Genomic DNA, 26,623 nt, shown 5'->3' with positions numbered 1-26,623 from the left:
GTGAGCAATACCTATATTGATACCTTAACTTCATTAGTCAATGGGTGCGACAGTACGGTAACAACTAATTTAACTGTGCTGCCTGCAAACACATTTTCACAATCGCCCACCGTGTGCGCAGGGCAAAGCGTAACCGTTGGAACAAACACTTACACCGTGAGCAATACCTATATTGATACCTTAACTTCATTAGTCAATGGGTGCGACAGTACGGTAACAACTAATTTAACTGTACTGCCTGCAAACACATTTTCACAATCGCCCACCGTGTGCGCAGGAGAAAGCGTAACCGTTGGAACAAACACTTACACCGTGAGCGCAACTTACACTGATACATTAACAGCGGTTAACAGTTGCGATAGTATTGTTACAACTAATTTAACGGTATTGACAGCCATTACCGATTCTGTTACTATTGTACCTGCCACTTGCGGTAGCAATAACGGCACAGCAACGGTTACAGCAACAGGTGGCACAACGCCTTACACTTACCTCTGGTCAACCGGAGATACCACAGATTCAATATCAGGGCTTGCAGCAGGTAGTTATTGGGTATCCGTTACCGACAGCTTAGGCTGTAACGTTTCAGATACCATAAGCATCACAGAGCCCGATTCGCTTTCAGTTTCATTTACTGTCACCAACGCCACATGCAATGGCGTGTGTGATGGCGCTGCAACCGCAATTGTTTCAGGAGGCACCCCACCTTACACTTACCTGTGGGACGACCCATCAATGCCCGTTACACAAACATTTCCAAATCTATGCGCAGGCACATATTCAGTGACAATAACCGATTCTAACGGCTGCACCGCCACCGGCAGCGTTACCATTTCAACTTTATATATCCTAACCATCGGCACAGCCAACACAAATGCCTCCTGTATTGCCGTATGCAATGGCACAGCAACTGGAATAGGCTTCGGAGGTACCGAACCTTACAGCTATTTATGGGACGACCCTTCATCACAGACTACTGCCACTGCAACAAACCTGTGTGCAGGCACTTATAATGTGGCTGTAACCGATTCTATCGGCTGTTTAGAAATAGCAACGGTCACTGTTATTTCAACCCCTGAAATGATCCTGGCCATCACTCCAACAGATGCCACTTGCGGCAATTCAGATGGCAGCGCATCAGTCGCTGTTACTTTTGGCACCCTTCCTTATACTTATTCCTGGTCAAGCGGAGATACGCTGCCCGATGCAGACAGCCTGGCTTCAGGTATTTATGTTGTAACCGTTACAGACGACAATGGTTGCTCAAACTTTGAGATCGCCATCATCAGCGACAATAACGGGCCAGTTATCACGGTGGTGGCAGCAAATGATATTACCTGTAATGGTGGTTCAGATGGTTCAATTGCTGTGAGTGTATCAGGCGGAACAGCGCCTTTTACTTACCAGTGGTCAAACGGAAGCACCGGACAGGTTATCACAGGTTTGGTTGCCGGGCCCTATGAACTGACGGTTACAGATTCTACAGGTTGCATTGCCAATAAAAGCGTTACCCTCACTCAGCCCGATCCTTTCTTATTTACAGTAACTACCACTGATGCAAATTGCGGAAATAACACAGGCAGCGCAACGGTAAGCATAAGCGGAGGAGTTAGCCCATACATATACCAATGGGGTACAGGCGGAACAGATTCTACTGAAGACAGCTTAACAGCCGGAGTTTATACTGTTTCAGTGTCAGATGCAAACAACTGTACCGATTCAGCCACAGCAGCAGTAAGCGATATTGGCGGAGCTACCATCACAATAGATTCAATCATAGACGGGGGCTGCGGAGCTGATCTGGGTTCAATATACATAACTTTAACAGGAGGTTCGGGAGATTATACTTACCTGTGGTCAAACAACTCTTCTACACAGGACCTTGTTGGCGTATCGTCAGGAACTTATAGTGTGACAGTAACCGATACTACGAACGGCTGTATCGCAACTGAAAGCGCTCACATATCAGGGGTGCCTGCAACAGATGCTTCAATATGCCTTGTTACGGTTGATAGCGCCACGGGCAGCAACCTTGTAGTATGGGAGAAGCTGCAGACACAGGGCGTGCAATCATACAATATTTACAGGGAGAGTTCACAAGCCGGCACCTATTATTTGATAGGAAACGTTCCTGTTGACAGTGTAAGCGTATTTACAGACACATTGTCAAACCCGCTTCAGCAGGCGTACAGGTATAGGATATCAGTAGTAGATTCCTGTGGTAATGAGTCAGAAAAAAGTCAGTTACACAAAACCATGCACCTCACCATCAATGAAGGATTAGGCGGGGTTATTAATTTGATATGGGATCATTATGAGGGTTTTGGGTTTCTCACCTATTATATTCACAGGTATACAACGTCAACCGGCTGGGTGGAGATAGATTCAATTGCAAGTACGCTGACCTCACGTACAGACTTTTCACCACCCCCTGCAAACCTCTCTTACCGGGTTGTTGTAAAGCATCCTGCGAGCTGTGATCCAAATCTGAGTAAGGTACTAATCTACAATTCTGCCAGGTCAAATGTATCAAACCGGCTTTTGCCTACTGGTGTTCGCCATTATACATTGGTCAATGATCAATTAAAAATCTACCCCAACCCTGCCAAAGATGAATTGATCATTGAATTTTCATTCACTGATCAACAGGAAACAGAGGTCGCAATTTATAATTTGACAGGTAATTTAATTTACAAAATCCCACAGCAGAAAATTGCAAATGAATTATTTAAGGTAGATTTTTCCGGTCGGCCAACCGGCATATATTATGTAAAGGTTAAAACTCCGCAGGAAATATTCATTAAGAAAATTGTTTTGATGAGATAAGTTAAGTTGTAAAAAAAAACTTAGGGGGTTTATTTCGCCTCGATTTTTGCCAGGATTTTAGTCTGTACTTCAAGACTTTTTTGTATTTTAAACAGTATCTCAGTTTGATTTTTCAATAATTCACTATGAATTTTCAATAATTCACTTTGATTTTTCAGTTCCTTGCTGTTTTGTCTTCGTACGTCCCTGATAAACCATATAATAGTAACTACTCCGGCTACTAACGTTACAAAGGTAATTATTGGTTCCATCGTTTTTAAAATTTGAGTCAAAGATACCAATTTTTATTTAAGGGTCAAAAAAAAATAGCTTTTTTTTTAAAAAAAAGAAACTAAAACCGTCATTATTACGTTAAGACCTTATTCATAGAGAATTTTCATATTAATTTTGGAATTTTCAAAAAAACAGAGAGAAAATCTTGCTAAAATTTTTATTAATATTGGCAGTATTGTTCTTGCCGGATTTGGAATCGGATTTTTCAGTACTGACTTAATAAGTACAAGAGAATTTATTTTTGGTATTATATTTGCTATTTGTTCATTTTTTTGGGCAATTAAAATAGATAAGGAGTAAAACATGACAGCATTAGAAATATTTTTAGCCTGCCTTACAATTGTTCTTTTTTTTGTTGGTTATCTTTTTTCCAGAAAGAAGAAAGAAACTACGTAAGCAGTCATACTAAATATTATTGTCTGTAAAGTGAAAAAGGTAACTTCCATATTACTCTCTTTTATTCTTCTCATATCCACCACAGGCTTTTCTATCAACAAGCATTTTTGTGGCGGGCGTTTTGTGGCTACGCAGTTTTTTAGTACAGAAGAACCTGAATCTTGCTGTGATGAAACGAATATGCCAGCCGGTTGCTGTCATAATGAATCTGAATACTACCAACTAGATGAAACCTTCAATCTTGCAAAAGTATCTTTTGAGACCGCTCCAAATTTTGTTTTCACTTTTATAAAACATATCGTTTTAAATAACCTTTTTGCCTCCACATCGACTTGCAAAGCTAAATACCTTCATTACAAACCTCCTCTGATCGAACTGGACATACCTGTTCTTTTTCAATCTTTCCTTTTATAACAGTATAGCATTTTTTTAGGAATTGCGGATTTCGTCCCGAGTACTAGGGATTGATTGCGGATTTAATTGCAAATCCAATACTACAAATACCGAAATCATAAATTCAGAGTGAAGGATTGCCGATATAATTGACATTTCGAATTACAAATTCGAAATCTGAAATAATAAAATGCTATGTTGAACAAGATCATCAGATTCTTTTTAGAAAACAAATTAGTAACCGTACTAATATTACTGACCTTTATCGGTTGGGGTATTGCAACTGCTCCATTCAACTGGAGGATGGAGTGGTTCCCAAGAAACCCTGTGCCGGTAGATGCTATACCTGATATTGGTGACAACCAGCAAATCGTTTTTACCGAATGGATGGGCAGGTCACCGCAGGACATTGAAGACCAGATCAGCTATCCTTTAACAACTGCTTTGTTGGGAATTCCCGGTGTTAAAACCGTCAGGTCCAGTTCCATTTTCGGACTTTCCAGTATCTACCTCATTTTTGATGATGATATAGAATTTTACTGGAGCAGGACGAGAATATTGGAAAAGCTCAATTCACTTCCATCGGGTACTTTCCCAAAGGACGTTCGACCTGCACTGGGACCGGATGCTACTGCACTTGGACAAATATTCTGGTACACATTAGAAGGCAGAAACCCGAAAACAGGCAAACCGACAGGCGGCTGGGACCCGCACGAATTAAGAACGATACAGGATTTTTATGTGGGTTACTCCCTGGCTTCAGCCAAAGGGGTGGCAGAAGTTGCTCCAATTGGTGGGTTCGTGAAGGAATACCAGGTGGACATTGACCCCGATGCAATGAAGGCGCACAATGTGAATGTAGCTCAAATTATGCAGGCAGTGAGAAAAAGTAATCTGGATGTAGGCGCCCGCACAATGGAGTATAACCGTGTAGAATACTTAGTAAGAGGGCTTGGGTATATAAAAAGTATTGAAGACCTTGAAAAATCGGTTGTCGCTGTAAATGACAATACCCCCATTCGCATCAAGGATGTTGCCAGGGTGAATTTTGGACCGGAAACGAGAAGGGGTGGTTTGGATAAAGATGGTGCGGAAGCAACCGGTGCAGTGGTAGTTGCCCGTTATGGTGCCAATCCGCTGGAAGTAATTAATAATGTAAAGGAAAAGATAAAGGAAATAGCGCCTGGATTACCGAGTAAAAAGCTTGCAAACGGAACTATATCCAAAGTAACAATAGTTCCTTTTTATGACAGAACAGGTTTGATTAAAGAAACACTCGGCACATTAGAAGAAGGGCTGGAACATGAAATACTCATCAGCATCATTGTAGTAATTATACTGGTGTTGAATCTCAGGGCATCTATTATGATTTCAAGCTTGCTGCCCATTGGTGTTCTTATGACATTTATTACGATGAGACAATTTGGGGTGGATGCCAACATCGTGGCGCTTTCAGGCATTGCCATTGCAATTGGCGTAATGGTGGACGTGGGAATTATTTTCACGGAAAACATTGTCCGGCACCTTGAAGTGACGGAAAACAAGGGCGTGAAGGGAAAGGCATTGCTTGAAGTGATCTACACTGCAACAATTGAAGTTGCCTCAGCTATCATAACCGCCCTTGCCACCACTATTGTCAGCTTTCTGCCTGTTTTTGCGATGCAGGCGGCCGAAGGCAAGCTGTTCAAACCACTGGCATTTACCAAAACATTTGCACTTCTGTCATCTTTGGTAATAGGAATTATAGTTATTCCTGCTCTTGCCCACGTATTGTTTTCCATACGATTTGATAAAAAACACACAAAAAGGATCTGGAATTTTTCCCTGATTGGACTGGGGCTTATCTTATCAATTGGCTATCAGAGCGCCATAGCGTTTGCTTTAGTGGCTTATGGGGTGAATAATTTCCTGGAAAATTACTGGCCGGAAAATAAAAAAAAATACGCCAACATCATCAATATTGCCATTACCCTGGTTATTATTATCTATTTCTTAACCGTTGCATGGATGCCTCTCGGTGCGGCAAACAGCACGTTTGTCAACTTTTTATTTGTTTCGGGAATTGTAACTGTGGTTCTGGGAACATTGATGACAATTGTACATTATTATTCCCATATCCTGAGATGGTGTTTAGACAATAAGGGGAAGTTTTTAAGCATTCCTGTTATAGTTATTCTCTTTGGTATGATGGGCTGGCTGGGGTTTGATAGTATTTTCGGTTTTATTGCCAATGGTTCCGAAAAGATAGGAATGAATGTTCGCCAAACGAGCGGTTGGCAGGCGATGAACAAATTGTTCCCTGGGGCGGGAAAAGAATTCATGCCGACCCTGGATGAGGGTTCATACCTGTTGATGCCAACCACAATGCCACATTCAGGGATAGAAGAGAACATTGAAGTTATTCGGAAATTAGACCAGCGTGTAGGCTCAATTCCCGAAGTAGAAATGGTTGTGGGTAAATGGGGAAGAGTGAAATCCGCTCTCGATCCTGCTCCTATCTCAATGTTTGAAAATGTCATTAATTATAAATCCGAGTATATAGTTGATGAAAACGGACACAGGATGCGGTTCAAAGTTGATGATGATGGAGCGTATCTCATGCAAAACGGTGAAAAGCATAACCCAAACACTGATGGCTTCCGGCTGATCGATGAAGAACAGTTGACCCGTGACGAAAACGGAAAATATTTCAGGCAGTGGAGAGAGCATATTCAATCACCACACAACATTTGGGAAGAAATTCTCAAAACCGCCAAAATACCGGGGCTTACCTCTGCTCCCAAACTTCAACCCATACAAACCCGCCTCATCATGCTTGCAACAGGTATGCGGGCGCCAATTGGTATCAAGGTGTACGGACCCGATTTGGAAACGATTGAACAGGTTGGATTGGACCTGGAAAAAATATTACAGAAAGTGCCTGGTATTGAACCGGCTTCTGTTTTTGCAGACCGGGTAGTAGGCAAGCCGTACCTGGAAATTGACATTGACAGAGATGCCATTGCCCGCTATGGCCTCACAATTAAAGACATTCAACATTCTATTGAAGTAAGCATCGGAGGTATAAAACTAACGACAACAGTAGAAGGAAGAGAACGGTTTCCCATAAGAGTTCGCTATGCACGTGAATTCAGAGATAATCCTGATGACTTGAAAAAAGTGCTGATACCTACCCCTATAGGTGCTCAGGTTCCTCTGGGTGAATTGGCAAAAATAACATATGTAAAAGGCCCGCAACAGATAAAAAGTGAAGATACTTTTCTTGTCGGGTATGTGATATTTGATAAAAAAGAAGGTCATGCGGAGGTGGATGTGGTAGAAGAATCCCAACGGTTTATCAATACAAAAATAGAGTCAGGAGAATTTGTGGTGCCTGCCGGGGTGAAATATAAGTTTACCGGCAATTACGAGAACCAGATCAGGGCAACCAAGCGCCTAACTATTGTAGTACCGATATGCCTGATGGTAATATTCCTGATATTATACTTTCAGTTCAGGTCGGTTACCACCGCTTCTCTGGTCTTTTCCGGCATTTTTGTCGCCTTTGCCGGTGGCTTTATAATGATATGGCTTTACGGACAGGGATGGTTCATGAATTTTGATATCGCAGGTATGGGTATGCGTGATCTCTTTCAAATGCATACCATCAATTTAAGTGTAGCTGTGTGGGTGGGTTTCATTGCCCTCTTTGGCATAGCCACAGATGATGGTGTAATTATGGGTACTTATATCATGCAGGTATTTAAAAAAGAAAAACCAGCTACTGTTGTTGATGTGAGAGAAGCCGTTTTACATGCCGGTATCAAAAGAGTAAGGCCCGCAATGATGACTGCTTCCTGTGCTGTCATTGCCCTGATACCGATTCTGTCATCAACGGGCAAGGGCTCAGACATTATGGTGCCAATGGCAATTCCCACTTTTGGAGGAATGCTTATCCAGGTAATGACAATGTTTGTGGTGCCGGTGTTGTATTGCATGTGGCAGGAAGGGAAGGTGAAAGTAAAAAGTAAAAAGTAAAAAGTGTAAAGTTTATTTTTTTTATATGGGAAGAAAATTGTTGTCTCAAATTAATTTTTCTGAACAATGATTGTAATTAATAAACTTTTATAAAACTGGGCGACAGCAAACTGAAGGCTGGGCAACAGCGGAACTGAAGGAATTTAATTTTTTTTCAATTATGAAAAAGACAATGTTAATTTTAGGAACAGCAGGTGCTTTTGCACTTGCTGCTATGTTGATCTCGGGATGCGAGCAGCAACATAAAGGAGATGCAACACACGAACATCACGAAGGTGAAGTTCACGAACAGGTGGCTTATCAGTGCCCGATGAAATGTGAAGGTGATAAAACCTATGAAGAGAAAGGAACTTGCCCGGTGTGTAAGATGGAATTGGCAAAAGTAGAGGAACACAGCGAAGGTGAGCATCAACATTAGAGAGGGATAAAGGAAATAGAGGGAATAGAGGAAATAAAGGTATAATTCTGTATATGGTTTCTCTTATTTCCCTATTTCCTTATATCCTTATTTCTTTGTTAAAATCGCAATAACCAATAACTATAATGAAGTCAAATATTAATATAATCAAACAGTCTGCACTGCTGTTGATATTGATTTTAATTTTTGCCCGGATATGCCACTCTCAGGACTTCCTGAGCAACTATTTAAAAGAAGCGGCCGAAAACAATCCTGAATTAAAGTCATTATTTAACCGGTATATGGCTGATCTGGAAAAAGTGCCGCAGGCAGGAGCTTTGCCCGATCCGCAAATCGCTTTTGGGTATTTCGTCAGCCCGGTTGAGACACGGGTTGGTGCGCAGCGGGCAAAACTATCTGCATCACAAATGTTTCCATGGTTTGGGACACTGAATGTACAGGAAGAGGCTGCTTCCCAAATGGCAAAAGCCAGTCTTGAAGTATTTGAAGATGCAAAACACCGCTTGTTCTTTAATGTAAAAAGCACTTACTATAACCTGTATGTTTTGGATCAGGCAATACGTATTACACGAAAAACCCTTGATCTCCTGTCATCCTTTAAGGCGCTTGCCATCATCAAATTCGAATCGGGTAAAGCAGGAATGGTTGATGTTTTAAGGGTGGAAATGGATCTGGAAGAATTGGAAAACCAATTGGCATACCTGAAAGATAGTGAATTGCCCTTAAAAACTCAGTTTAAAAAATTGCTTAATTCAGAACCGGAACTACTATTACCTGATACATTGTGGCTTGATAGTGTTGAGACGGACAAAAAAATAATACTTAATTCCATTATCGCTCAAAACCCCGAGCTGCTAAAGTTAGAGCACGAATTGCTGTCTTGGGACAATAAGGTGGACGCAGCGCGAAAACAGGGAATGCCTTCATTTATGATAGGAATGAGCTATTTAAGCATCAGTGAACGAACCGGTATGGAAGTGGCCGGTAATGGCAAAGATGCTATTATACTGCCCCAGGTTGGTGTGAGGATACCTTTATACCGTAATAAATACAAAGCAATGATAAAGGAGGCATCGTTGCAAAAGGAAGCTGTTCAATTTGAAAAAGAAAATACATCCAATCAATTGGAAACCTGGCTTGAAAATGGGTACAGAGACTATTTAGACGGGAAAAGGAGAGTAAGATTATACAGCCAATTGCTCATTCTTGCAAATCAGGCATTAGATATATTGGTAGCAGGTTATACTACGGCTGAAAAAGATTTTGAAGAAGTGCTTCGCATGGAAAAAAAGGCATTAAAATATACATTGGAATTGGAAAAAGCCCGGGCTGACCAGAATACAGCCGTTGCTTATTTGGATTATTTAATGGGGAAGTAACGCGTTGTAGCGCGATATTTATATGGCAGGGTAAATGATGGAATAATGGAATTATGGAATATTGAATATTAGATTTTGTATTTTAAATAATATTTCATTAAAAATAATTGATCATGAAACTAAAATTAGATCTCAGTAAAAAAGACATCAAATACAGTATTATCCTGATTTTGACAGGAATATTTTTGGGATGGCTGATCTTTGGCAGAACGGCTAATAAAGCCGAAAATGCCAATCAGGTCTCTACCCATCAAACGTCAAACTGGACCTGTTCCATGCATCCGCAGATAAAACAGGATAAACCAGGCCAATGCCCTATTTGTGGCATGGATCTGGTGCCATTAGGGGGAGATTCGGAAGAAGATTCGACTGTGCATCTTCAGATGACCGAAACCGCGATGAAGATTGCGGAAGTTCAGACCACGATAGTAAAAAAAACGATACCGTTCAAAGAGATATATTTCTCCGGAAAAGTAAAGGTAGATGAACGAAAGATCTCAAAATTGACAGCCCGTTTCCCTGGCAGGATTGAAAAGTTGAGCGTGAATTTTACAGGGCAAAGGGTATCAAAAGGCCGGGCATTGGCAACAATCTATTCCCCGGAATTGGTTACCTCCCAGAAAGAATTGTTTGAAGCCATTAAATATAAAGACTCCAATCCCCAATTTTATGTCGCAGTTAGGAATAAACTTAAGCTCTGGGATCTAAGTGAAAAACAAATTGATGATATTGAAAATAATGGTGAACCACAGTTCTATTTTGAGATTTTATCTCCATTAACAGGTACGGTTACCATAAGGCATATTACTTTGGGAGAACTTCTGAAAGAAGGCGATCCTCTTTTTGAAATAGTTGATCTACGGCATATCTGGGTAATGTTTGATGCGTATGAAAGCGATATTCCCTGGGTTAAACCGGGTGACAAGGTAGCGTTTACCATTCAATCTTTACCCGGCAGATCATTTACCGGTAAGATTACTTTTATTGACCCGGTAATAAACCCGGAAACAAGGGTAGCGCTTCTAAGAACAGAATTGAATAACCCGAAGGAACTTTTAAAACCCGGCATGTTTGCAAGAGGTTTGCTTAAAACCAGCCTGCATGGTGTTGATAGTGCATTGATCGTTCCTAAATCAGCCGTGCTGTGGACGGGAAAACGTGCCGTTGTTTATATCAAAGACCCTCAAAAAGCAAAACCAACATTTCGATACAGGGAAATTGTTCTGGGTGAGGATACAGGCGATTACTATGTAGTGAAAGAAGGATTGGAAGAAGGTGAAGAAATTGTAACTAATGGCGTATTTAAAATTGATGCTGCGTCACAACTACAGGGGAAGGTTAGTATGATGAACAAAAAAAGTTATTAGTTAGTAAATGATGAATAAAAACATTATCTATTTAATATAATCCTGAAAGTAGTTCCTTTATTTAATTCAGATCTTTTTACAAATATTTTACCGCTGTGATAGTTTTCAATGATGCGCTTTGTTAAAGTAAGTCCGAGTCCCCAACCCCTTGGTTTTGTGGTATAGCCGGGCTGAAAAACCTTTTTTAATTTTGTACCGGGTATCCCTTTTCCACTGTCGCTGATATCTATTGAAATCTTTTTATAATTGAGTGAATTAATTAGTATTTTAATTTCTCCTTCACCGTCCATAGCATCCATGGCATTCTTGCAAATATTCTCAATTACCCACTCAAACAGATAGGTATTTATTTTTGCGGTAGCCTGTTCTTCTAATTCAGAATACACATTGAACGTTAGTTTGCTGGAGGATCTGTTTTGTAAATAATTGATTATTTTTTTTATAGTATTGTGAATATTTTCATCCTTTAAAGCAGGGGTTGAGCCGATCTGGGAGAACCGAGCCGTTATCATTTCGAGTCTTTTAACATCGTTTTCAAATTCACCTATCAATTTCTCTTTTTTATATTGAGGATTATTTTTAAAAAGCGTTATCCATGCCATTAACGAAGAGATAGGAGTACCGAGTTGATGAGCTGTTTCCTTTGCCAAACCTACCCAAACACGGTTCTGCTCTGCTTTACGTGAATAGCTAAAGGCTAAATAGGCCAAAAATCCAAAAATAGTGATTACCGTAAGTTGTACGTAAGGGTAATATTTTAACTGTGATAACAGGTATGAATTTTTATAATAGATGTAGTTTTTTAAGTCCGGACCAATATTTACAATAATGGGCTGATGCTGCGTTTTCATTATTGCCAATTCTTTTTGTAAATATTGTTCTTTTTTTTTATATTTTTTTGGAAACCTGATATTCCGGTGGTCGATCAGTACCTCATTAGAATCAGTTAATATAACCGGAATGGAATGATTTGCTTCAATGATCTCGTTAAACAAAAATGTAAGGTTGTCGGTATTTTCAGAATTTACTAAAAACCGCAACCCATTTGCATAAAGATCGATCAGCTTTTGCTCCCGAAGGGCGAGTTTATTAACCAGCATATTGGTGTAATACAAAGAAGCTCCGCCAATGATTAACGCAACGATGAATAGTAAAATTTTAATACGTGATTTTTGACTAAAGATGTTCATAACTAATTTTTTTTTAACTTTACAAAAATATAGAAATATTTCATAAATATGAAAAAAGCATTAATTACAGGAATAACCGGGCAAGATGGCGCTTATTTAGCCGAATTTTTGCTGCATAAAGGTTATGAGGTTCATGGTATTAAGAGGCGAAGTTCATTATTTAATACCGTCAGGATAGACCATTTATACCAGGATCCGCATGAGAAGGACGTAAAGTTCAAGCTGCATTATGGAGATCTGACAGATTCTACCAATATTATCAGGATAATTCAGGAAGTTCAGCCTGACGAGATATATAATTTAGGAGCTATGTCTCATGTAAAGGTAAGCTTTGAAACCCCTGAATATACTGCAAACGTAGACGGATTAGGAACACTCAGGATCCTGGAAGCTGTCAGACTTCTTGGTTTAACTAAAAAATGCAGAATATACCAGGCGTCTTCTTCTGAGCTTTACGGCCTTGCACAGGAAATTCCCCAGTCTGAAAAAACGCCCTTTTATCCCAGGTCACCTTATGCTGCCGCAAAGATATATGCCTATTGGATCACTGTAAATTACCGTGAGGCATACAATATGTTTGCCGTAAATGGGATTTTGTTTAACCATGAATCACCATTGAGAGGTGAAACTTTTGTTACCCGTAAAATTACAAGGGCGGTTGCCAGGATTGCTCTTGGCTTGCAGGAAAGGACATTTTTAGGCAACCTGGATGCTCAAAGGGATTGGGGCCATGCAAAGGATTATGTGGAGGCAATGTGGCTTATGCTGCAACAAGACAAGCCTGAAGATTTTGTAATAGCAACAGGAGTAGCAACCAAAGTCAGAGACTTTGTTATCATGGCTTTCAATGAAGTGGGTGTTGAGCTGGAATTTTCAGGCAAGGGTGAAAATGAAGTTGGCAGGGTTAGATCTTGCAGCACTCCTGAATACGAATTGAAAATTGGTAAAGAAGTAGTGAAGGTTGACAAGCGTTATTTCAGACCTACTGAAGTTGATGTTTTACGTGGAGATGCTTCCAAAGCAAGACAAAAATTAAACTGGCAGCTAAAATATAACCTAAAATCACTGATCAAAGAGATGGTAGCATCTGATCTGGAACTTTTCGGTAAAGATAAATATTTGCTGGAAGGGGGGCATAGGGTGGTGGGGCAGTATGAATAATTGACAGTTGACAATAGACAGTTGACAATAGACAATAGACAATGACAAAAACAATGACCATGACTAATAACAAATAACTAACTAACCAAACAAAATGGGAGAATTTCTACAAAAACGTGCGGATGAATTTTTTGAAGAGGTAGAGGGTTTAATTAAAAAAAAGAAATATAATATAGCTGCACATCATCTGGAGCAAACGGCACAGTTATATTTAAAGTATGCAACATAATAAAAGTATTAAAAAATGACTTTTGTTGATTTATTGATAATAAAAATGAATAAAACCAGCAAAATATACATAGCCGGGCACACGGGTATGGTAGGCGCTTCCATCATGCGAAAATTGGAAGGAGAGGGTTATGATAACCTGCTTTACCGGGCTTCAAAAGAATTAGACCTGAGAGATCAGCAAGAGGTTAGAAAATTTTTTGGAAGTGAGCGACCCGAATATGTTTTTATGGCAGCAGCCAAAGTTGGGGGAATTTTAGCGAATAACACGTATCGTGCTGAATTTATTTATGATAACTTGACCATCCAAAATAATATAATTCACCAGGCATATAAAACCGGTGTGAAAAAGCTCCTTTTTTTAGGCTCATCCTGCATCTATCCTAAATTAGCCCCGCAGCCTTTGAAGGAAGAATACCTTTTAACAGGTCTGCTCGAACCCACCAATGAACCTTACGCCATAGCAAAGATTGCAGGCATTAAAATGTGCCAGGCGTATCGCTCGCAATATGGCTGTAATTTTATTTGTGTAATGCCAACCAACCTGTATGGCCCCGGGGACAATTATGACCTGAAAAATTCACACGTGCTGCCGGCTTTGATCAGGAAGTTCCATGAAGCAAAAGAAAATGATGCTCAAAGTGTGGAAATCTGGGGTTCCGGGAAACCTAAAAGAGAATTCTTACACGTTGATGACCTGGCTGATGCCTGTGTTTTTTTAATGTTGAATTATGATAAAGCAGAGGTAGTAAATATTGGTACCGGTGAAGATATTACGATCAAAGACCTGGCGTTATTGATAAAAGAGATCGTTGGCTTTGAAGGTGAATTAAAGTTTGACAGCACAAAACCGGATGGAACTCCCAGGAAGTTATTAGACGTTTCCGGAATGAACTCATTAGGTTGGAAATACCATATTGGATTAGAGAATGGCATAAGATCAACGTATGAAGCGTTCAAAGCTAAAGTTGAGTAGAGACGTTGCATGCAACGTCTCTACTCAACTTTAGCTTAATATTTGCGTAAAAATGGTAAGAACATAACTTCATAATTGATTAATGAAATAAATTACACTTAATATCAAGTGAAGTACAATTAATAAGTTAGTTGCTGGTTACTGGGTGCTGGGTACTGGTAGAGTGATTACTGTCAGAAAGAATTACTTAATAACCCAGAATCCAGTACCCAGAGCCCAGTAGCTGTTGAATAAGAGCACACCTGCCCCGACAAAGTCGGGGAAGGATAGATTTGAATATAAGTCATTTAAAACATTGAAAATTCCTATATAATACATGGTACAAAAACAATTTTGTTTTTTCTCTTCACTCGTATTTACTATCCGTAAAGTACTGCTACTGCCACTGCTATTGCCACTGCTTCTTTTTGCTCAATGCCCTACCGCCAGTTTCATAATTCCTGATACGGTTTGCCCGGGGGAAATTTTGACAATTATCAATACCTCAGATAGCACTGCCACCAGCTTTGAATGGGATTTTTGTGGGGGGGATTTGATAAATACTCCATCCATTGATTCTTTAACAACCATCACAGGAGCACTCAAACCTAATGCCATTACCACAGTTTATGACGGGAGTAATTGGTTTGGTTTTTTATCCAGTAGAGATAATAATAAGTTATTTAGGTTGGATTTTGGGAATAATTTAAATAATAATCCTACCTTAGTTCCTTTGGGTAACCCTGGTGGGCTTTTATTTGGTCCTAAAAACATAGAAATTATTAAAGAAGATTCAATATGGTATGCTTTAGTGATTAATGTTTTAAATCACAAATTGATCAAGCTTGATTTTGGAAATTCGCTTAGTAATAACAGTCCTGCAGCTACTGATTTAACAGATTTAGGAGGGTCGTTAAGTGTACCAAGGGGTATGACTTTAGTACAGGATAATGACAGCTTGATCGCAATTATTTCAAGTTCGGGTATTTCCAAAAAAATTACTGCTGTAAATTTTGGATATTCAATTAATAATTCACCAGATACGGTTTATAATACAATTATTTCTGATGCTTCTACGCTTATGGGATTGTCAGTTATCAAAGATTGTGATAAGTGGTATGGAATCGTTTTGTCATTTGGTAATCATAAAATTTATAAACTTGAATTTGGTGAAACTTTATTTAATAAACCTACAATTGTTGAAATAACTGATAGTCTATTACCAATTAATTTCACATTACCTGTCAATTTCCCAACCGAAGTTCATATTGTAAAAGATAATGGTGAGTTTTACGCCTTTGTTGAATCAAGGTTTAACGGGTTATTTCGGCTTGATTTTGGCCCAACTATGGCTAACAATAAGCCTAAAGCTTTAGACCTAAACTTAAGTAGTGATTTAAATGATATATTTGGATTTAATATGGCTAAGCAAGAATCAGAATGGTTGGCTTTTTGTATTCATGCTACAAGTCATGAATTATTTAGACTGACTTTCCCGGATTCATGTACAGCCAATATAGCCACCCCGACAGATTCAATTCCTGCAAATATTTTTTATGATCAGGGCGGTATATATCATATCTCTTTGTTGGCTTATAATGATAGTGGAGATGTAAATTCTCATATTGATTCTATTTTTGTGTTGCCTGCTATGAAACCTGATTTTGTTTCAGATAACCAATGCGAAGGTGAGGCGACTTTATTTTATGACTCTACTACAAACGTAAATATTAACTCATGGTACTGGAATTTTGGTGACTCAATAATAGCCGCAATTCAAAACCCAACACATCAATATGGAGATACAGGTGTATATGATGTAAAATTAGTTTTACAGGATGTTAATGGATGTTTTGATAGTATTATTAAACCCATAAGAATTTACCTCAAACCCTTCCCTGATTTTACCTATCCGGATAGTATTTGTTCAAATGATTCGATCCAATTTATAAATTCATCTACTTACAACCTGGATACAATCATAGCCTGGCATTGGGAATTTGGTAGTGGAGATACATCTGCCCTTAAAGACCCGGTTTATTTATTTGACTCAGCGGGTACTAATATTGTTATCCTTACGGTAACAGGCATCAGTGGGTGCGATACAAGTACTTCAGATACAATTAATGTACTTGGGGGACCTTTCGTTGATTTTGGATATACAAATATCTGTATAGGTGATACAGTGATTTTTTTGGATAGTACAACAGGCACAGGCCTTTTTTCCTGGTACTGGGATTTTGGCGATAGTTTTACTTCTGATTCTATGAATCCTGTTCATTATTATGACACTACCGGTGATTATTTTGTTACGCTTGCTGTTAGAAATGCGATTGGCTGTAAAAATACCCTGACAAAGCAGGTAAAAATAGCAGCGCTGCCTATTGCAAATTTTTATGATACTTTACCATGTTCAGATGTTCCTGTTACATTTTTTGATCTAAGTGATACGGGAGATGGTAATATTGTTGGATGGAAATGGAATTTCGGAGACAGCGATACATCAACTTTACAAAACCCTTCTCATACCTATGCAGCAGGGGGTGATTATGTGGTAACATTAATAGTGACAACCAATTATAGCTGTATGGATACGTTCAGTGATAGTTTAAGCGTTTTGCAATCACCTGTGCCTGATTTTACATTTGTCTCAAAATGTATTTCTGATACCATTTTCTTTTTTGATTCAACTGATGCGACTCTTTCAGCGCCAATTGATAGTACAGGTTATTTTTGGGATTTTGGGGATACCAGCGTTTCATATCAAAAAAACCCGATCCATCCATTTGCTGATACAGGAATTTTTTATGTAACCCTGACAGTTAGAGATGATTCTGGTTGCAGCCCTTCTGTTACTAAACCTGTACTGGTATATGATAAACCAAAAGTTGATTTTGGATATTCTGATACAAACTGTGTAAATGCACCGGTACAATTTTTTGATAGCAGCATTGTAATTTATGATTCAATTGCCGGGTGGCAATGGGATTTTGCGGGATTAGGAAGCTCAACAGTACAAAATCCGGCATTCCTGTTTCCTAATACCTTTCAGTTTCAGGTTACATTAATAGCTGTATCAAATCGGGGTTGTGTTGATACTAGTTCAAAAACTATACTGATACATGGTATACCAGATGCAAATTTTAAATTTGAACCTCAATATGGAGCGCCTCCTTTAGATGTTAATTTTACGAACCTATCCTCCGCTGATGTTGTATGTTATTTATGGGATTTTGGAGATAATAGTAGTAAGGATACCAGCTTTTCACCCTCTCATCAATACACTGATACAAACACTTACAATGTTATACTTATTGCCTGTAATATTTACGGGTGTACTGATACAATTATTAAAGAAATTAAAGTAATGCCCCCGGTGCTGGATGCACAGGTAATCTGGGTATGTTATACAGAAGATGGAGATTACCTGTCTATTGAAACAAGGATATTAAATTCAGGAACAAGGGTAATAAACAGCCTGGATCTGATCCTTGAAATAGGCGGATCATTAGTTGTGAAGGAAAAATGGACAGGTACTTTAAAAGCAGGAGAAGTTTTATACTACAATTTTGCAGCCCAGGTACTAAAAAGCCTGACCAGCGAGCTTCCCTACTTTTGCGTAATAGCTGATAATCCTAATAATGAGACAGATGAAATTCCGGGCAACAACCGCCAGTGTGAATTGTGTACGCTGCTTGTAGATGATTTCACGGTTTTACCCCTCCGGCCAAATCCGGCTAAGGATCAGGTGAAAATATCTTTTATACTGCCCTATAAAGAAGACATCATAATTTCACTCTTTGACATTTTAGGAAAAGAGATCACAAATTTTATTCCTGAAAATATAAATAAGGGTTATAATGAATTAATAATTGATGTTACATATCTGGTGAAAGGGGTATACATATTGCATTATGATTTTGATAATAAAATATTTAATCAGAAATTAATAAGGAATTAATCACTTTAAAAAAATGGAACGCTGATAACGCAGATTTTGAATTAATGGCAATAGATATAAAATCACCGAGAATCATAATTGATCAGCGTCATCTGCGTTCCTTCTTTAAAATGAACATTGAATACGAAATAAAACCTCAAAAAGGTTTAAGTCTTAATCTCAAAGAATTGTGGGATTACAGGGAGCTGTTTTACTTTTTCACCTGGCGCGATATCAAGGTTAAATACAAGCAAACAGTGCTGGGGTTTGCATGGGCTGTGTTGCAGCCTTTTATCATGATGATTGTATTTTCAATATTTTTTGGCAGATTATTAAAAGTCCCTTCAGATGGTATTCCTTATCCGATTTTTGTTTATTCCGGATTATTGTTATGGAATGTTTTTTCCACAGGTCTTTCAGGTGCAGGTAATAGCATGGTTACAAATGCTGAGATTATTAAGAAGATCTATTTCCCCCGTTTGATCATCCCTGTGTCTTCCATCCTGGTTGCTTTGTTTGATTTTTTAATGGCTTTTATCGTTTATATTGGCATTTTGTTATTTTATCAATTCCAGGTATCAATTATGAAATTAGCTTTATTTTTACCTGTCAGCTTATTGATAACCATCATAACCACTTTTGGATTGGGCAGCTTGCTGGCAGCGCTAAATGTAAAATACCGTGACTTCAGATATGTCATTCCCTTTTTGGTTCAATTGCTGCTTTTTTTAACACCCGTGATCTATCCTGTTTCAATTTTAAAAGAAAGGACACTACAATATATTTTTGCTTTGAATCCTATGACAGGCGCCATCAATTTATTAAGATCTGCTATTATCAACAGGCCATTGGATACTGATCTGTTTTTAATAAGTGTTGGATCTATGATCATATTGTTTATAACCGGTCTGTTATATTTTCGTAAAACAGAAGCATATTTTGCAGATATAGTATGAGATATGCCTAAAATATAAAATGCCTAAAATAAAAAAATAGCCACTAAAACACAAAAACACTAAATTCCACTAAATAATTTTGTGGGATTTAGTGTTTTAGTGGCATAAATTTTAGTCATTTCAAATTTATGTTATGAAACCTATCCTGGAAATACAACAAATATCAAAAAAGTTTCGCATAGGCCAGGAGCTTCAACCCTATTTAAGTCTGAGAGAGTCTATTACCTCTGTATTCAAAAAAAGAAATAAAAGCAATTCTCCCTATGGAATAAACGAAATTCCACCTCAGTTGGATAAAACAGACCCCGCTGAAATACTCCCGAGTACTCGGGATCACGGGGTAAAGATCCAACGGGTCAGGCAGGGTAAAGATTTTTGGGCGTTAAGAGATGTAAATTTTGATGTTTATCCAGGTGATTCGTTGGCAATCATTGGCAGGAACGGGGCTGGTAAAACAACTTTACTGAAAATTCTTTCAAAAATCACGCCACCTACGCAGGGTAAAATCATTTGCAGAGGTAGGGTAGCAAGTCTGTTAGAAGTAGGAACAGGGTTTCATCCTGAATTGACGGGTGGAGAAAATATTTTTCTGAATGGTTCCATTCTGGGTCTTACCAAAAAAGAGATCAAAAAGAAGTTTGATGAAATAGTAGATTTTTCAGGTGTTGAAAAATTTTTGGATACTCCGATAAAAAGATTTTCAAGTGGGATGCAGTTGAGGTTGGCTTTTGCGGTAGCAGCACATTTGGAGCCTGATATCTTAGTGATTGATGAGGTGTTGGCTGTTGGGGATGCTGAATTTCAAAAAAAGTGTATAGGTAAAATGCAGGATGTTAGTGAGAAAGAAGGGAAAACAGTATTGTTTGTCAGTCATAATATGTCTGTTGTGAAAAGGTTGTGTTCAAGAGGAGTATTACTTAAAGATGGTGAAATCATTTCAAACGATGTTATTGATAAAGTAGTGGGAGTTTATTTAAGGGAAAATCAGGATGAGAAGATAGTTTCAAATAGAGGAATAGGTGGAATTTCTATTCAGGATATTGTATTAAGGAATAATGAAAGTAATGAGGTCGGTTATTGTTCAACATTTGATGATATTGATATAATCCTAAAGTGCCAGGCATCTCAAGGATTTAAAAATGTTAATTTTGCAGTTTGTTTTGACAATGTTCTTGAAACAAGGGTAACGAGTCTTTGGTCTGCTTTCATTGCCAAACAATTTAATATAAGTAAGGGCAAGTTTGAAGTCATTTTTCATGTTCCAAGCATTAAATTAATTCCGGGCGATTATAAATTAGTTACTTATATAGATTCTAATGGTATAGAAATAGAAAGAATAGACAATTTTAAAAGAATATCAGTAAGTTTTACTAACGAATATGGCTGTGTAGTGGAACCCAGAATGAGTCACGGTTTATATTTAGAAAACTATGATGTGGAAATTAGGGTATAAGTTTAAAACTTTTTTATATAAAAACATTGCTAAAATTATTTACAAGCTTAATTCTAAAATTGAAAGTTATTATAAAGAATTACAGTTAAATAATTATAGAAAAGATTTTAAATATATTCATCCTTCAGTAACAATTTATCATCCGGTGCATATTGAACCTAAAGGGATGGTAAGTATTTTTGAAAATGTTTCTATAGCCCCCTTTGTCCAAATTTGGGCTTTAGGCGAGGTAACTATAGGTAAGAATACTTTAATTGCTTCTCACGTAATAATTACCACATCTACACATGATTATAATATTAAGCCATTAAGAAGTAAAAGAATTGATAAGCCAATTGTAATAGGAGAAGATGTATGGATTGGTTCGGGAGCGATAATATTTCCGGGAGTAAAAATTGAAGATGGTGCGGTGATAGGAGCCGGAGCTGTTGTGTTGAAAGATGTTGAAAAAAATGCAATAGTTGTTGGTAATCCCGCCAGAGTTTTAAAGTACAGAAAATAATTAGGTTCTTATGAAAGAAATTGGTAATAATTACTGGTTTAAAAAATGTCCTTTATGTAATTCATCTCGTATCCATAAACTAGGAAATTTAAAATATACAAAGAATTTAAAATTTTCAACTAATGAAATTTTTCTTAAGAGAACACCCGAGATTTGGAAATGTAAAAATTGTTGTTCCGGATTTACACAAAATTGCATTTCCCCGGAAATAGCTGAGAAATTATACGCAAGTGGGGAAGGGACGCAAAGATGGAGCTATGAAAGTTTTGAAGATGATAAAACCGAAATTTTAATTAATTTTTTTAACAATTTATTACAAAAAGGCGATAAAATCTTGGATATCGGCTGTAATACAGGTGAATTTCTGGACTTTGCCAGGAAAATTGGTTATAAGACATATGGGCTGGAAATTTGTTATGATAGTTTTTGCATTATTAATCAAAAACACCATGGGGGATTTAATTCCTATAAAGATGTTAATGAAAAGTTTGGTATAATAACAGCATTTGATTTAATAGAGCATTTATATAAAATAGATGAATTTTTGGAATTTGCTCATCAAAAGTTAAATGAGAATGGTTTATTAATAATACTAACTGGAAATATTAATTCATTTCAGGCACAAATATCAAAAGCTAAATGGTGGTATATAAATTATCCTGAACACGTTATTTTTCCTTCGATTGATTTTTTCAAAAATTTAGAAAAATTCATGGTGGTCAATGTTTATAAAACCTATGCTTCAATTACTCATGAGAATTTACATCGTGAAGCTAAAATTTTAAATATTTTAGTAAGAATCATTAAGAATAACTATGATGGTATACCGGCTATTTTTGAAGACCATCAATTTGTAATTTTAAAAAAGCGAAGTCTGGATAAATGATATTGAAAAAGTATTTCTATAGATTTTTGTTCAAATTCATCAGGCATTTTTTGAAAATCGTTAGGTATTATTTAAAAAATAATCCTGAAGATTTGAAAGCGATCCTGGTGAATTTTAGAGAAGATATTATTAAAGATTCTGAAACCTATCCATCAATTATTAACAATGGTTACAGGCATATTGAAAAATCAATAGAAATAGCAAAGTTTTTAAAGCTTGATTTAATTGATTCAACCACTATCATTGATGTTGGTGCTGCTAATGGAGTTATCTCAAAAATGTTTTGTAATGAATTTAACAACGCTAAGATTTACGCATTTGAGCCAGTTAAACATACATTTAAAAAGCTGCTTGAGAATGTGAAAGGAATTGAGCAGATAGTACCAATAAATAAGGCATTAGGAAATATTACGGGTGAAGCTAATATAAATCTAGTCAACAGGATCACTTCCTCGTCTTTATTATCAATTCAGAAGAAAATAGATAACGATTTTTTTTCAGCTCATTTAAAGAAAAAAGGCGAAGAAACTATTAGCGCTGCAAAGTTAGATGGTGAAATACCTTCTAAAGCACAAGTTATTATTATTAAAATAGATGTTCAGGGATTTGAATTGGAAGTATTAAAAGGAGGAATTAATACCCTGCATAGAACCAAACTAATTGTACTTGAAATGATGAATCACGATTTGTATCAAGGCGTTCCAGAATATTATGTAATCGATGAATATTTGAGGAGTATCAATTTTTCCTTATTTGATATGATCCCATCTATACGACAGAATAAAAAATTATATGAATGGGATGCAATATACTTAAATAATGTACTAGTGTAATGATTTGTAAATATGAATAAAAGTAAGATTTATATTTTACTTCCTGTACATAATAGAAAAGAGATAACTTATCAATTTATTGATTGCCTGAAACAGCAGACCTGCAAAAATTATCACCTTTTATTAATTGATGATGGATCTATTGATGGCACTTCGGAAATGGTAAAAGAAAATATAGACGCTGATAAATTAACAGAAATTAGAGGAATGGGTAACTGGTGGTGGGCAGGTTCGCTTCAAAAAGGGTATAAGTGGTTATTAAAAAAGAAAATTAATCCTGATGATTATGTGTTAATAATTAATGATGACTGCATATTGGAAAATAATTTTCTTGAGACAGGGATGTCTTTATTAGAGAAACATCCCAAAACACTTATTCAGGCAATTGCTCTTATAGCAGGACAACCTGATAATGAAGTTGGCGGCATTCATGCAGATTGGAAAAATTTATCATTTAATCAGGCTAAGGATTTTTCAGAAATTAACTGTTTAAGTACAAGAGGGTTGTTTTTAAGATTTTGCGATTTTATCGAAATTGGTGGGTTTTATCCAAAATTGCTAAGGCATTACACATCTGATTATGAATTTACCATAAGGGCCTTTAGTAAGGGATTCCGATTAATGACAAATCATTCATTAAAGCTTACTATAAATGATAGTGCAGCAGGTGGACTTACTCTGGATTATAAAAAAAGTTCCTGGCCATTTTTAAAGATATTATTATCAAGAAAATATACAGAAAATCCAATAATGTGGAGTATGTTTATTCTCTTATCTTGTCCATGGAAATGGAAGTTAGTAAATATATATAAAGTGTGGTTTAGGAGTCTTATTATCTTTATGAATTATTTTAAGGTGAGACTTTATAATTTAAATTAAAAAAGAAACTTTAATTGAATAAATGCCTAATTTAAAAAATCTTGCGCCCATAGTACTTTTTGTGTATAATCGCCCTGAACATACACAAAAATCTTTGAATAGTTTGATGCAAAATGAGCTGGCAGATCAATCTATGCTTTTTATTTATGCTGATGGGCCTGAGGAAAAAGCTTCAAAACAGGATTTAAAGAAAATTCATGAAGTAAGGAAAATAATAAGAGAAGAACAATGGTGTAAAAATGTAAATATTATTGAATCAGATAAAAATAAGGGTTTGGCTGATTCTATTATTGACGGTGTTAGCGAAATAGTGAATAAATTTGGGAAAATTATTGTATTGGAAGATGATTTGGTATTAGCAAGTGGTTTTTTAAAATACATGAATGATGCACTTGAATTGTATAAAGATGAAGAAAAGGTGATGCATATTAGTGGCTATATGTTTCCAGTTAAAGACAAACTGCCTGAAACTTTTTTTTATACACCTGCTTCCTGCTGGGGGTGGGGGACATGGACAAAAGCATGGAAATCTTTTAACCCTTCGGCAGAATACCTGTTAGCTAAGATCAACGAACAAGGTAATATTAACAGATTTAATGTTGAAAATAGCTATGATTTTTATGGTACTTTACAAGAGAATACACAAAGGGCCATTACTAGCTGGGCTGTAAGGTGGTATGCAAGTGTGTTCTTGCAGGATGGATTATCGCTTCACCCAGCCCGGTCACTCGTAAGAAATATAGGACATGATGGTAGTGGGGTTCACTGTGAGACAAATTATATATTTAATAAGCAACCAATAGTTGAAAAAATAAAAGTTTTTCTTATTCCTCTTAAAGAATCAGAAGAAGCCAGAAAAGCGATGAAGGACTTTATTAATTCTATATATAGTCCAACTTTATTGAAGCGCATTAAAGAAAAAGTAAAAATAGTTTTTAATATTAATTAAAAATAATTCTATGTCATTATTAAGTATAATTATGAGTGTCCATAATAAAGCACATTATATTAAAGATATTTTGGAAAGATTAAAAATAATAGAACCAAAAGCCGAATTAGTATTAATTGATGATGGAAGTACTGATGGTTCTGGACAAATAATGCAAAACTATGCTGATATTTTTATAAGAACTGAAAATATATGGGAAGTTAAAGCAAATAATGTCGGATTGAAAAATGCCACAGGTGATTTAATTGCAATTATTCAGGATGATGATTTAATACTAAATAGATACTGGCTTACTGACGTTGTAAAAAAAATGAGTGATAATAACATTGCAATATTATCGGGTAGTGGTGTAGGTCGTTTCTATTTTAAAATTGATGATGAAAAATATATTAATGAGTCATTTATAAAACTACTACAAACTTCATTGATTAAAAGGAAGTGTGAAGTACAAAAATTTTTCACTATTAATAAAGAAACAATATATAAAATTGATATTTTTTGGAATGGTAATTCTTATATTCTACAACAGTTTAATAGAATAATTAATTTTATAAATAAACAAATTATAAAAAAAACATACAATAAAAATATTAACATTATTAAAAATATTTCTAAATCAAAAATATATGAAGTTGATGTAACAATAAGGTCTCCTTTTATAATTACAAAAGAATTAATTAATGATATTGGATATTTTAACGAAGATTTTGCTCCACTTGGATATGATGATCATGAATTTTGTATGAGAGCAAAACAAAAAGGTTACAAAATTGCTTTTACTTTTATCCCACATATTTCAAGATATAATGGCGGAAGTAAATGGCTTTATAAAAATGAAGAAAAAAAGAGATTGTTTGATGAAAGTCTTTCTAAAAATAAAAAGCTTTTTAGCACTTTATATTATAATAATTTTAGAATTGGATTGCCACAAAAAATAAAAGAATATTAATCAATGCGAACTTAAAAATATTGAGAAAATACAATGGAGTATACAAGCCAGTTTGGTCAGGACAAATGGATTATAGAAGAAGTTTTTAAAGGCATGGAATACGGCTTTTTTGTAGATGTAGGAGCCTATCATCCGAAATTAATAAATAATACCTATATTCTGGAAAAACAGTATAAGTGGGATGGTATTTCAATAGATGCTATAAACATAAAACGGATGTGGAAGAAGGAAAGGAAAACATTATTCATTCAGGCATGTATAGCAAATTGTGCGGGAAAAAAAGTTGAGTTTGTTTTATCAGGTTGGGATTCAGGCATTAAAGATTATTTGGACAATAATAGTCCTGTAAAAAAGGTTAAGCAATTCAGAACTAAATTATTAGGCCATATTTTAAGAGAAAATAAAACGCCTAACATAATTCATTATTTAGATATGGATATAGAGGGAGCTGAATTATTAATACTTAAATCTTTTCCTTTTGATGAATTTACACCTATTGCTTTAACGGTAGAACACAATGAACAAAAAAGCGGTAAAAACAAGGAAAAAGTTAGAGATTTGCTATTTGATAAAGGGTACCTATGTGTTAAAGAGTTTGAGATTGAAGATGGGTTTGTTTTAAAAAAATATCTGGATAATCCTTCTTTATATAGAACTTAATTTCATTAAGAAA

General features: G+C 36.5%; 22 protein-coding genes. 20 read left to right on the top strand and 2 right to left on the bottom strand.

Annotated elements, in window-relative coordinates; translation table 11 throughout:
- Positions 1-2,826: a T9SS type A sorting domain-containing protein gene (locus FVQ77_09060; protein MBW8050471.1), complete on the top strand. Its 2,826-nt coding sequence runs from the start codon at positions 1-3 to the stop codon at positions 2,824-2,826.
- A gap of 29 nt (positions 2,827-2,855) precedes the next feature.
- Here the strand turns inward: FVQ77_09060 and FVQ77_09055 are convergent, their stop codons facing one another.
- Complete coding sequence (locus tag FVQ77_09055; protein ID MBW8050470.1) at positions 2,856-3,077, bottom strand: hypothetical protein; 222 nt, start codon at positions 3,075-3,077, stop codon at positions 2,856-2,858.
- 136 nt (positions 3,078-3,213) lie between these two features.
- On the opposite strand from FVQ77_09055, the gene FVQ77_09050 reads away from it, so the two are divergent.
- The 6 genes from FVQ77_09050 to FVQ77_09025 all read left to right on the top strand — a co-directional run bounded on the left by FVQ77_09050 (position 3,214) and on the right by FVQ77_09025 (position 11,069).
- Complete coding sequence (locus FVQ77_09050) at positions 3,214-3,399, top strand: hypothetical protein (GenBank protein ID MBW8050469.1); 186 nt, start codon at positions 3,214-3,216, stop codon at positions 3,397-3,399.
- Positions 3,400-3,525: 126 nt separating this feature from the next.
- A complete protein-coding gene (locus tag FVQ77_09045; GenBank protein MBW8050468.1) occupies positions 3,526-3,909 on the top strand; it encodes a hypothetical protein in 384 nt (127 codons plus the stop codon).
- A 174-nt stretch (positions 3,910-4,083) separates the two neighbouring features.
- Positions 4,084-7,905, top strand: coding sequence for an efflux RND transporter permease subunit (locus tag FVQ77_09040; GenBank protein ID MBW8050467.1), 3,822 nt, complete (start codon positions 4,084-4,086; stop codon positions 7,903-7,905).
- A 160-nt stretch (positions 7,906-8,065) separates the two neighbouring features.
- Positions 8,066-8,323: a hypothetical protein gene (locus FVQ77_09035; GenBank protein MBW8050466.1), complete on the top strand. Its 258-nt coding sequence runs from the start codon at positions 8,066-8,068 to the stop codon at positions 8,321-8,323.
- Between the two features lie 125 nt (positions 8,324-8,448).
- Positions 8,449-9,702 (top strand): TolC family protein, encoded by a 1,254-nt coding sequence (locus FVQ77_09030; protein MBW8050465.1) that lies wholly within the window; start codon positions 8,449-8,451, stop codon positions 9,700-9,702.
- Positions 9,703-9,815: 113 nt separating this feature from the next.
- On the top strand, positions 9,816-11,069 hold the full coding sequence (locus FVQ77_09025; protein ID MBW8050464.1) for an efflux RND transporter periplasmic adaptor subunit: 1,254 nt from the start codon (positions 9,816-9,818) through the stop codon (positions 11,067-11,069).
- A 23-nt stretch (positions 11,070-11,092) separates the two neighbouring features.
- On the opposite strand, the gene FVQ77_09020 is transcribed toward FVQ77_09025, so the two are convergent.
- Positions 11,093-12,259: a HAMP domain-containing histidine kinase gene (locus FVQ77_09020; GenBank protein MBW8050463.1), complete on the bottom strand. Its 1,167-nt coding sequence runs from the start codon at positions 12,257-12,259 to the stop codon at positions 11,093-11,095.
- Positions 12,260-12,307: 48 nt separating this feature from the next.
- Between FVQ77_09020 and gmd the strand changes: the two genes are divergently transcribed.
- The 13 genes from gmd (at position 12,308) to FVQ77_08955 (ending at position 26,610) form a co-directional block, all read left to right on the top strand.
- Positions 12,308-13,420 (top strand): GDP-mannose 4,6-dehydratase, encoded by a 1,113-nt coding sequence (gene gmd / locus FVQ77_09015; protein MBW8050462.1) that lies wholly within the window; start codon positions 12,308-12,310, stop codon positions 13,418-13,420.
- Positions 13,421-13,514: 94 nt separating this feature from the next.
- Positions 13,515-13,649, top strand: coding sequence for a HEPN domain-containing protein (locus tag FVQ77_09010; protein ID MBW8050461.1), 135 nt, complete (start codon positions 13,515-13,517; stop codon positions 13,647-13,649).
- A 45-nt stretch (positions 13,650-13,694) separates the two neighbouring features.
- Positions 13,695-14,624 (top strand): GDP-L-fucose synthase, encoded by a 930-nt coding sequence (locus FVQ77_09005; GenBank protein ID MBW8050460.1) that lies wholly within the window; start codon positions 13,695-13,697, stop codon positions 14,622-14,624.
- 316 nt (positions 14,625-14,940) lie between these two features.
- Positions 14,941-18,564, top strand: coding sequence for a PKD domain-containing protein (locus FVQ77_09000; GenBank protein MBW8050459.1), 3,624 nt, complete (start codon positions 14,941-14,943; stop codon positions 18,562-18,564).
- A gap of 116 nt (positions 18,565-18,680) precedes the next feature.
- Entirely contained in the window at positions 18,681-19,499 is an 819-nt protein-coding gene (locus FVQ77_08995) for an ABC transporter permease (protein ID MBW8050458.1), read from the top strand.
- Positions 19,500-19,632: 133 nt separating this feature from the next.
- Complete coding sequence (locus FVQ77_08990) at positions 19,633-20,952, top strand: ABC transporter ATP-binding protein (protein ID MBW8050457.1); 1,320 nt, start codon at positions 19,633-19,635, stop codon at positions 20,950-20,952.
- A 166-nt stretch (positions 20,953-21,118) separates the two neighbouring features.
- Positions 21,119-21,454, top strand: a complete 336-nt coding sequence (locus FVQ77_08985) for an acyltransferase (GenBank protein ID MBW8050456.1) — start codon at positions 21,119-21,121, stop codon at positions 21,452-21,454.
- A gap of 10 nt (positions 21,455-21,464) precedes the next feature.
- On the top strand, positions 21,465-22,340 hold the full coding sequence (locus tag FVQ77_08980) for a class I SAM-dependent methyltransferase (GenBank protein ID MBW8050455.1): 876 nt from the start codon (positions 21,465-21,467) through the stop codon (positions 22,338-22,340).
- Entirely contained in the window at positions 22,337-23,173 is an 837-nt protein-coding gene (locus FVQ77_08975; GenBank protein MBW8050454.1) for an FkbM family methyltransferase, read from the top strand. The genes FVQ77_08980 and FVQ77_08975 overlap by 4 nt, the downstream gene beginning before the upstream one ends.
- Positions 23,174-23,185: 12 nt before the next feature.
- Complete coding sequence (locus FVQ77_08970) at positions 23,186-24,052, top strand: glycosyltransferase family 2 protein (GenBank protein MBW8050453.1); 867 nt, start codon at positions 23,186-23,188, stop codon at positions 24,050-24,052.
- A gap of 22 nt (positions 24,053-24,074) precedes the next feature.
- Positions 24,075-25,001, top strand: a complete 927-nt coding sequence (locus FVQ77_08965; GenBank protein MBW8050452.1) for a glycosyltransferase — start codon at positions 24,075-24,077, stop codon at positions 24,999-25,001.
- A 10-nt stretch (positions 25,002-25,011) separates the two neighbouring features.
- On the top strand, positions 25,012-25,950 hold the full coding sequence (locus tag FVQ77_08960) for a glycosyltransferase family 2 protein (protein ID MBW8050451.1): 939 nt from the start codon (positions 25,012-25,014) through the stop codon (positions 25,948-25,950).
- A 33-nt stretch (positions 25,951-25,983) separates the two neighbouring features.
- A complete protein-coding gene (locus FVQ77_08955) occupies positions 25,984-26,610 on the top strand; it encodes an FkbM family methyltransferase (protein MBW8050450.1) in 627 nt (208 codons plus the stop codon).
- Positions 26,611-26,623: the final 13 nt, after the last annotated feature.

It is taken from the genome of Cytophagales bacterium (genome assembly GCA_019456305.1).
GTDB lineage: Bacteria > Bacteroidota > Bacteroidia > Cytophagales > VRUD01 > VRUD01.
The sequence above is the reverse complement of the archived record's forward strand: the minus strand, read 5'-3'. Positions and strand labels throughout refer to the sequence as shown.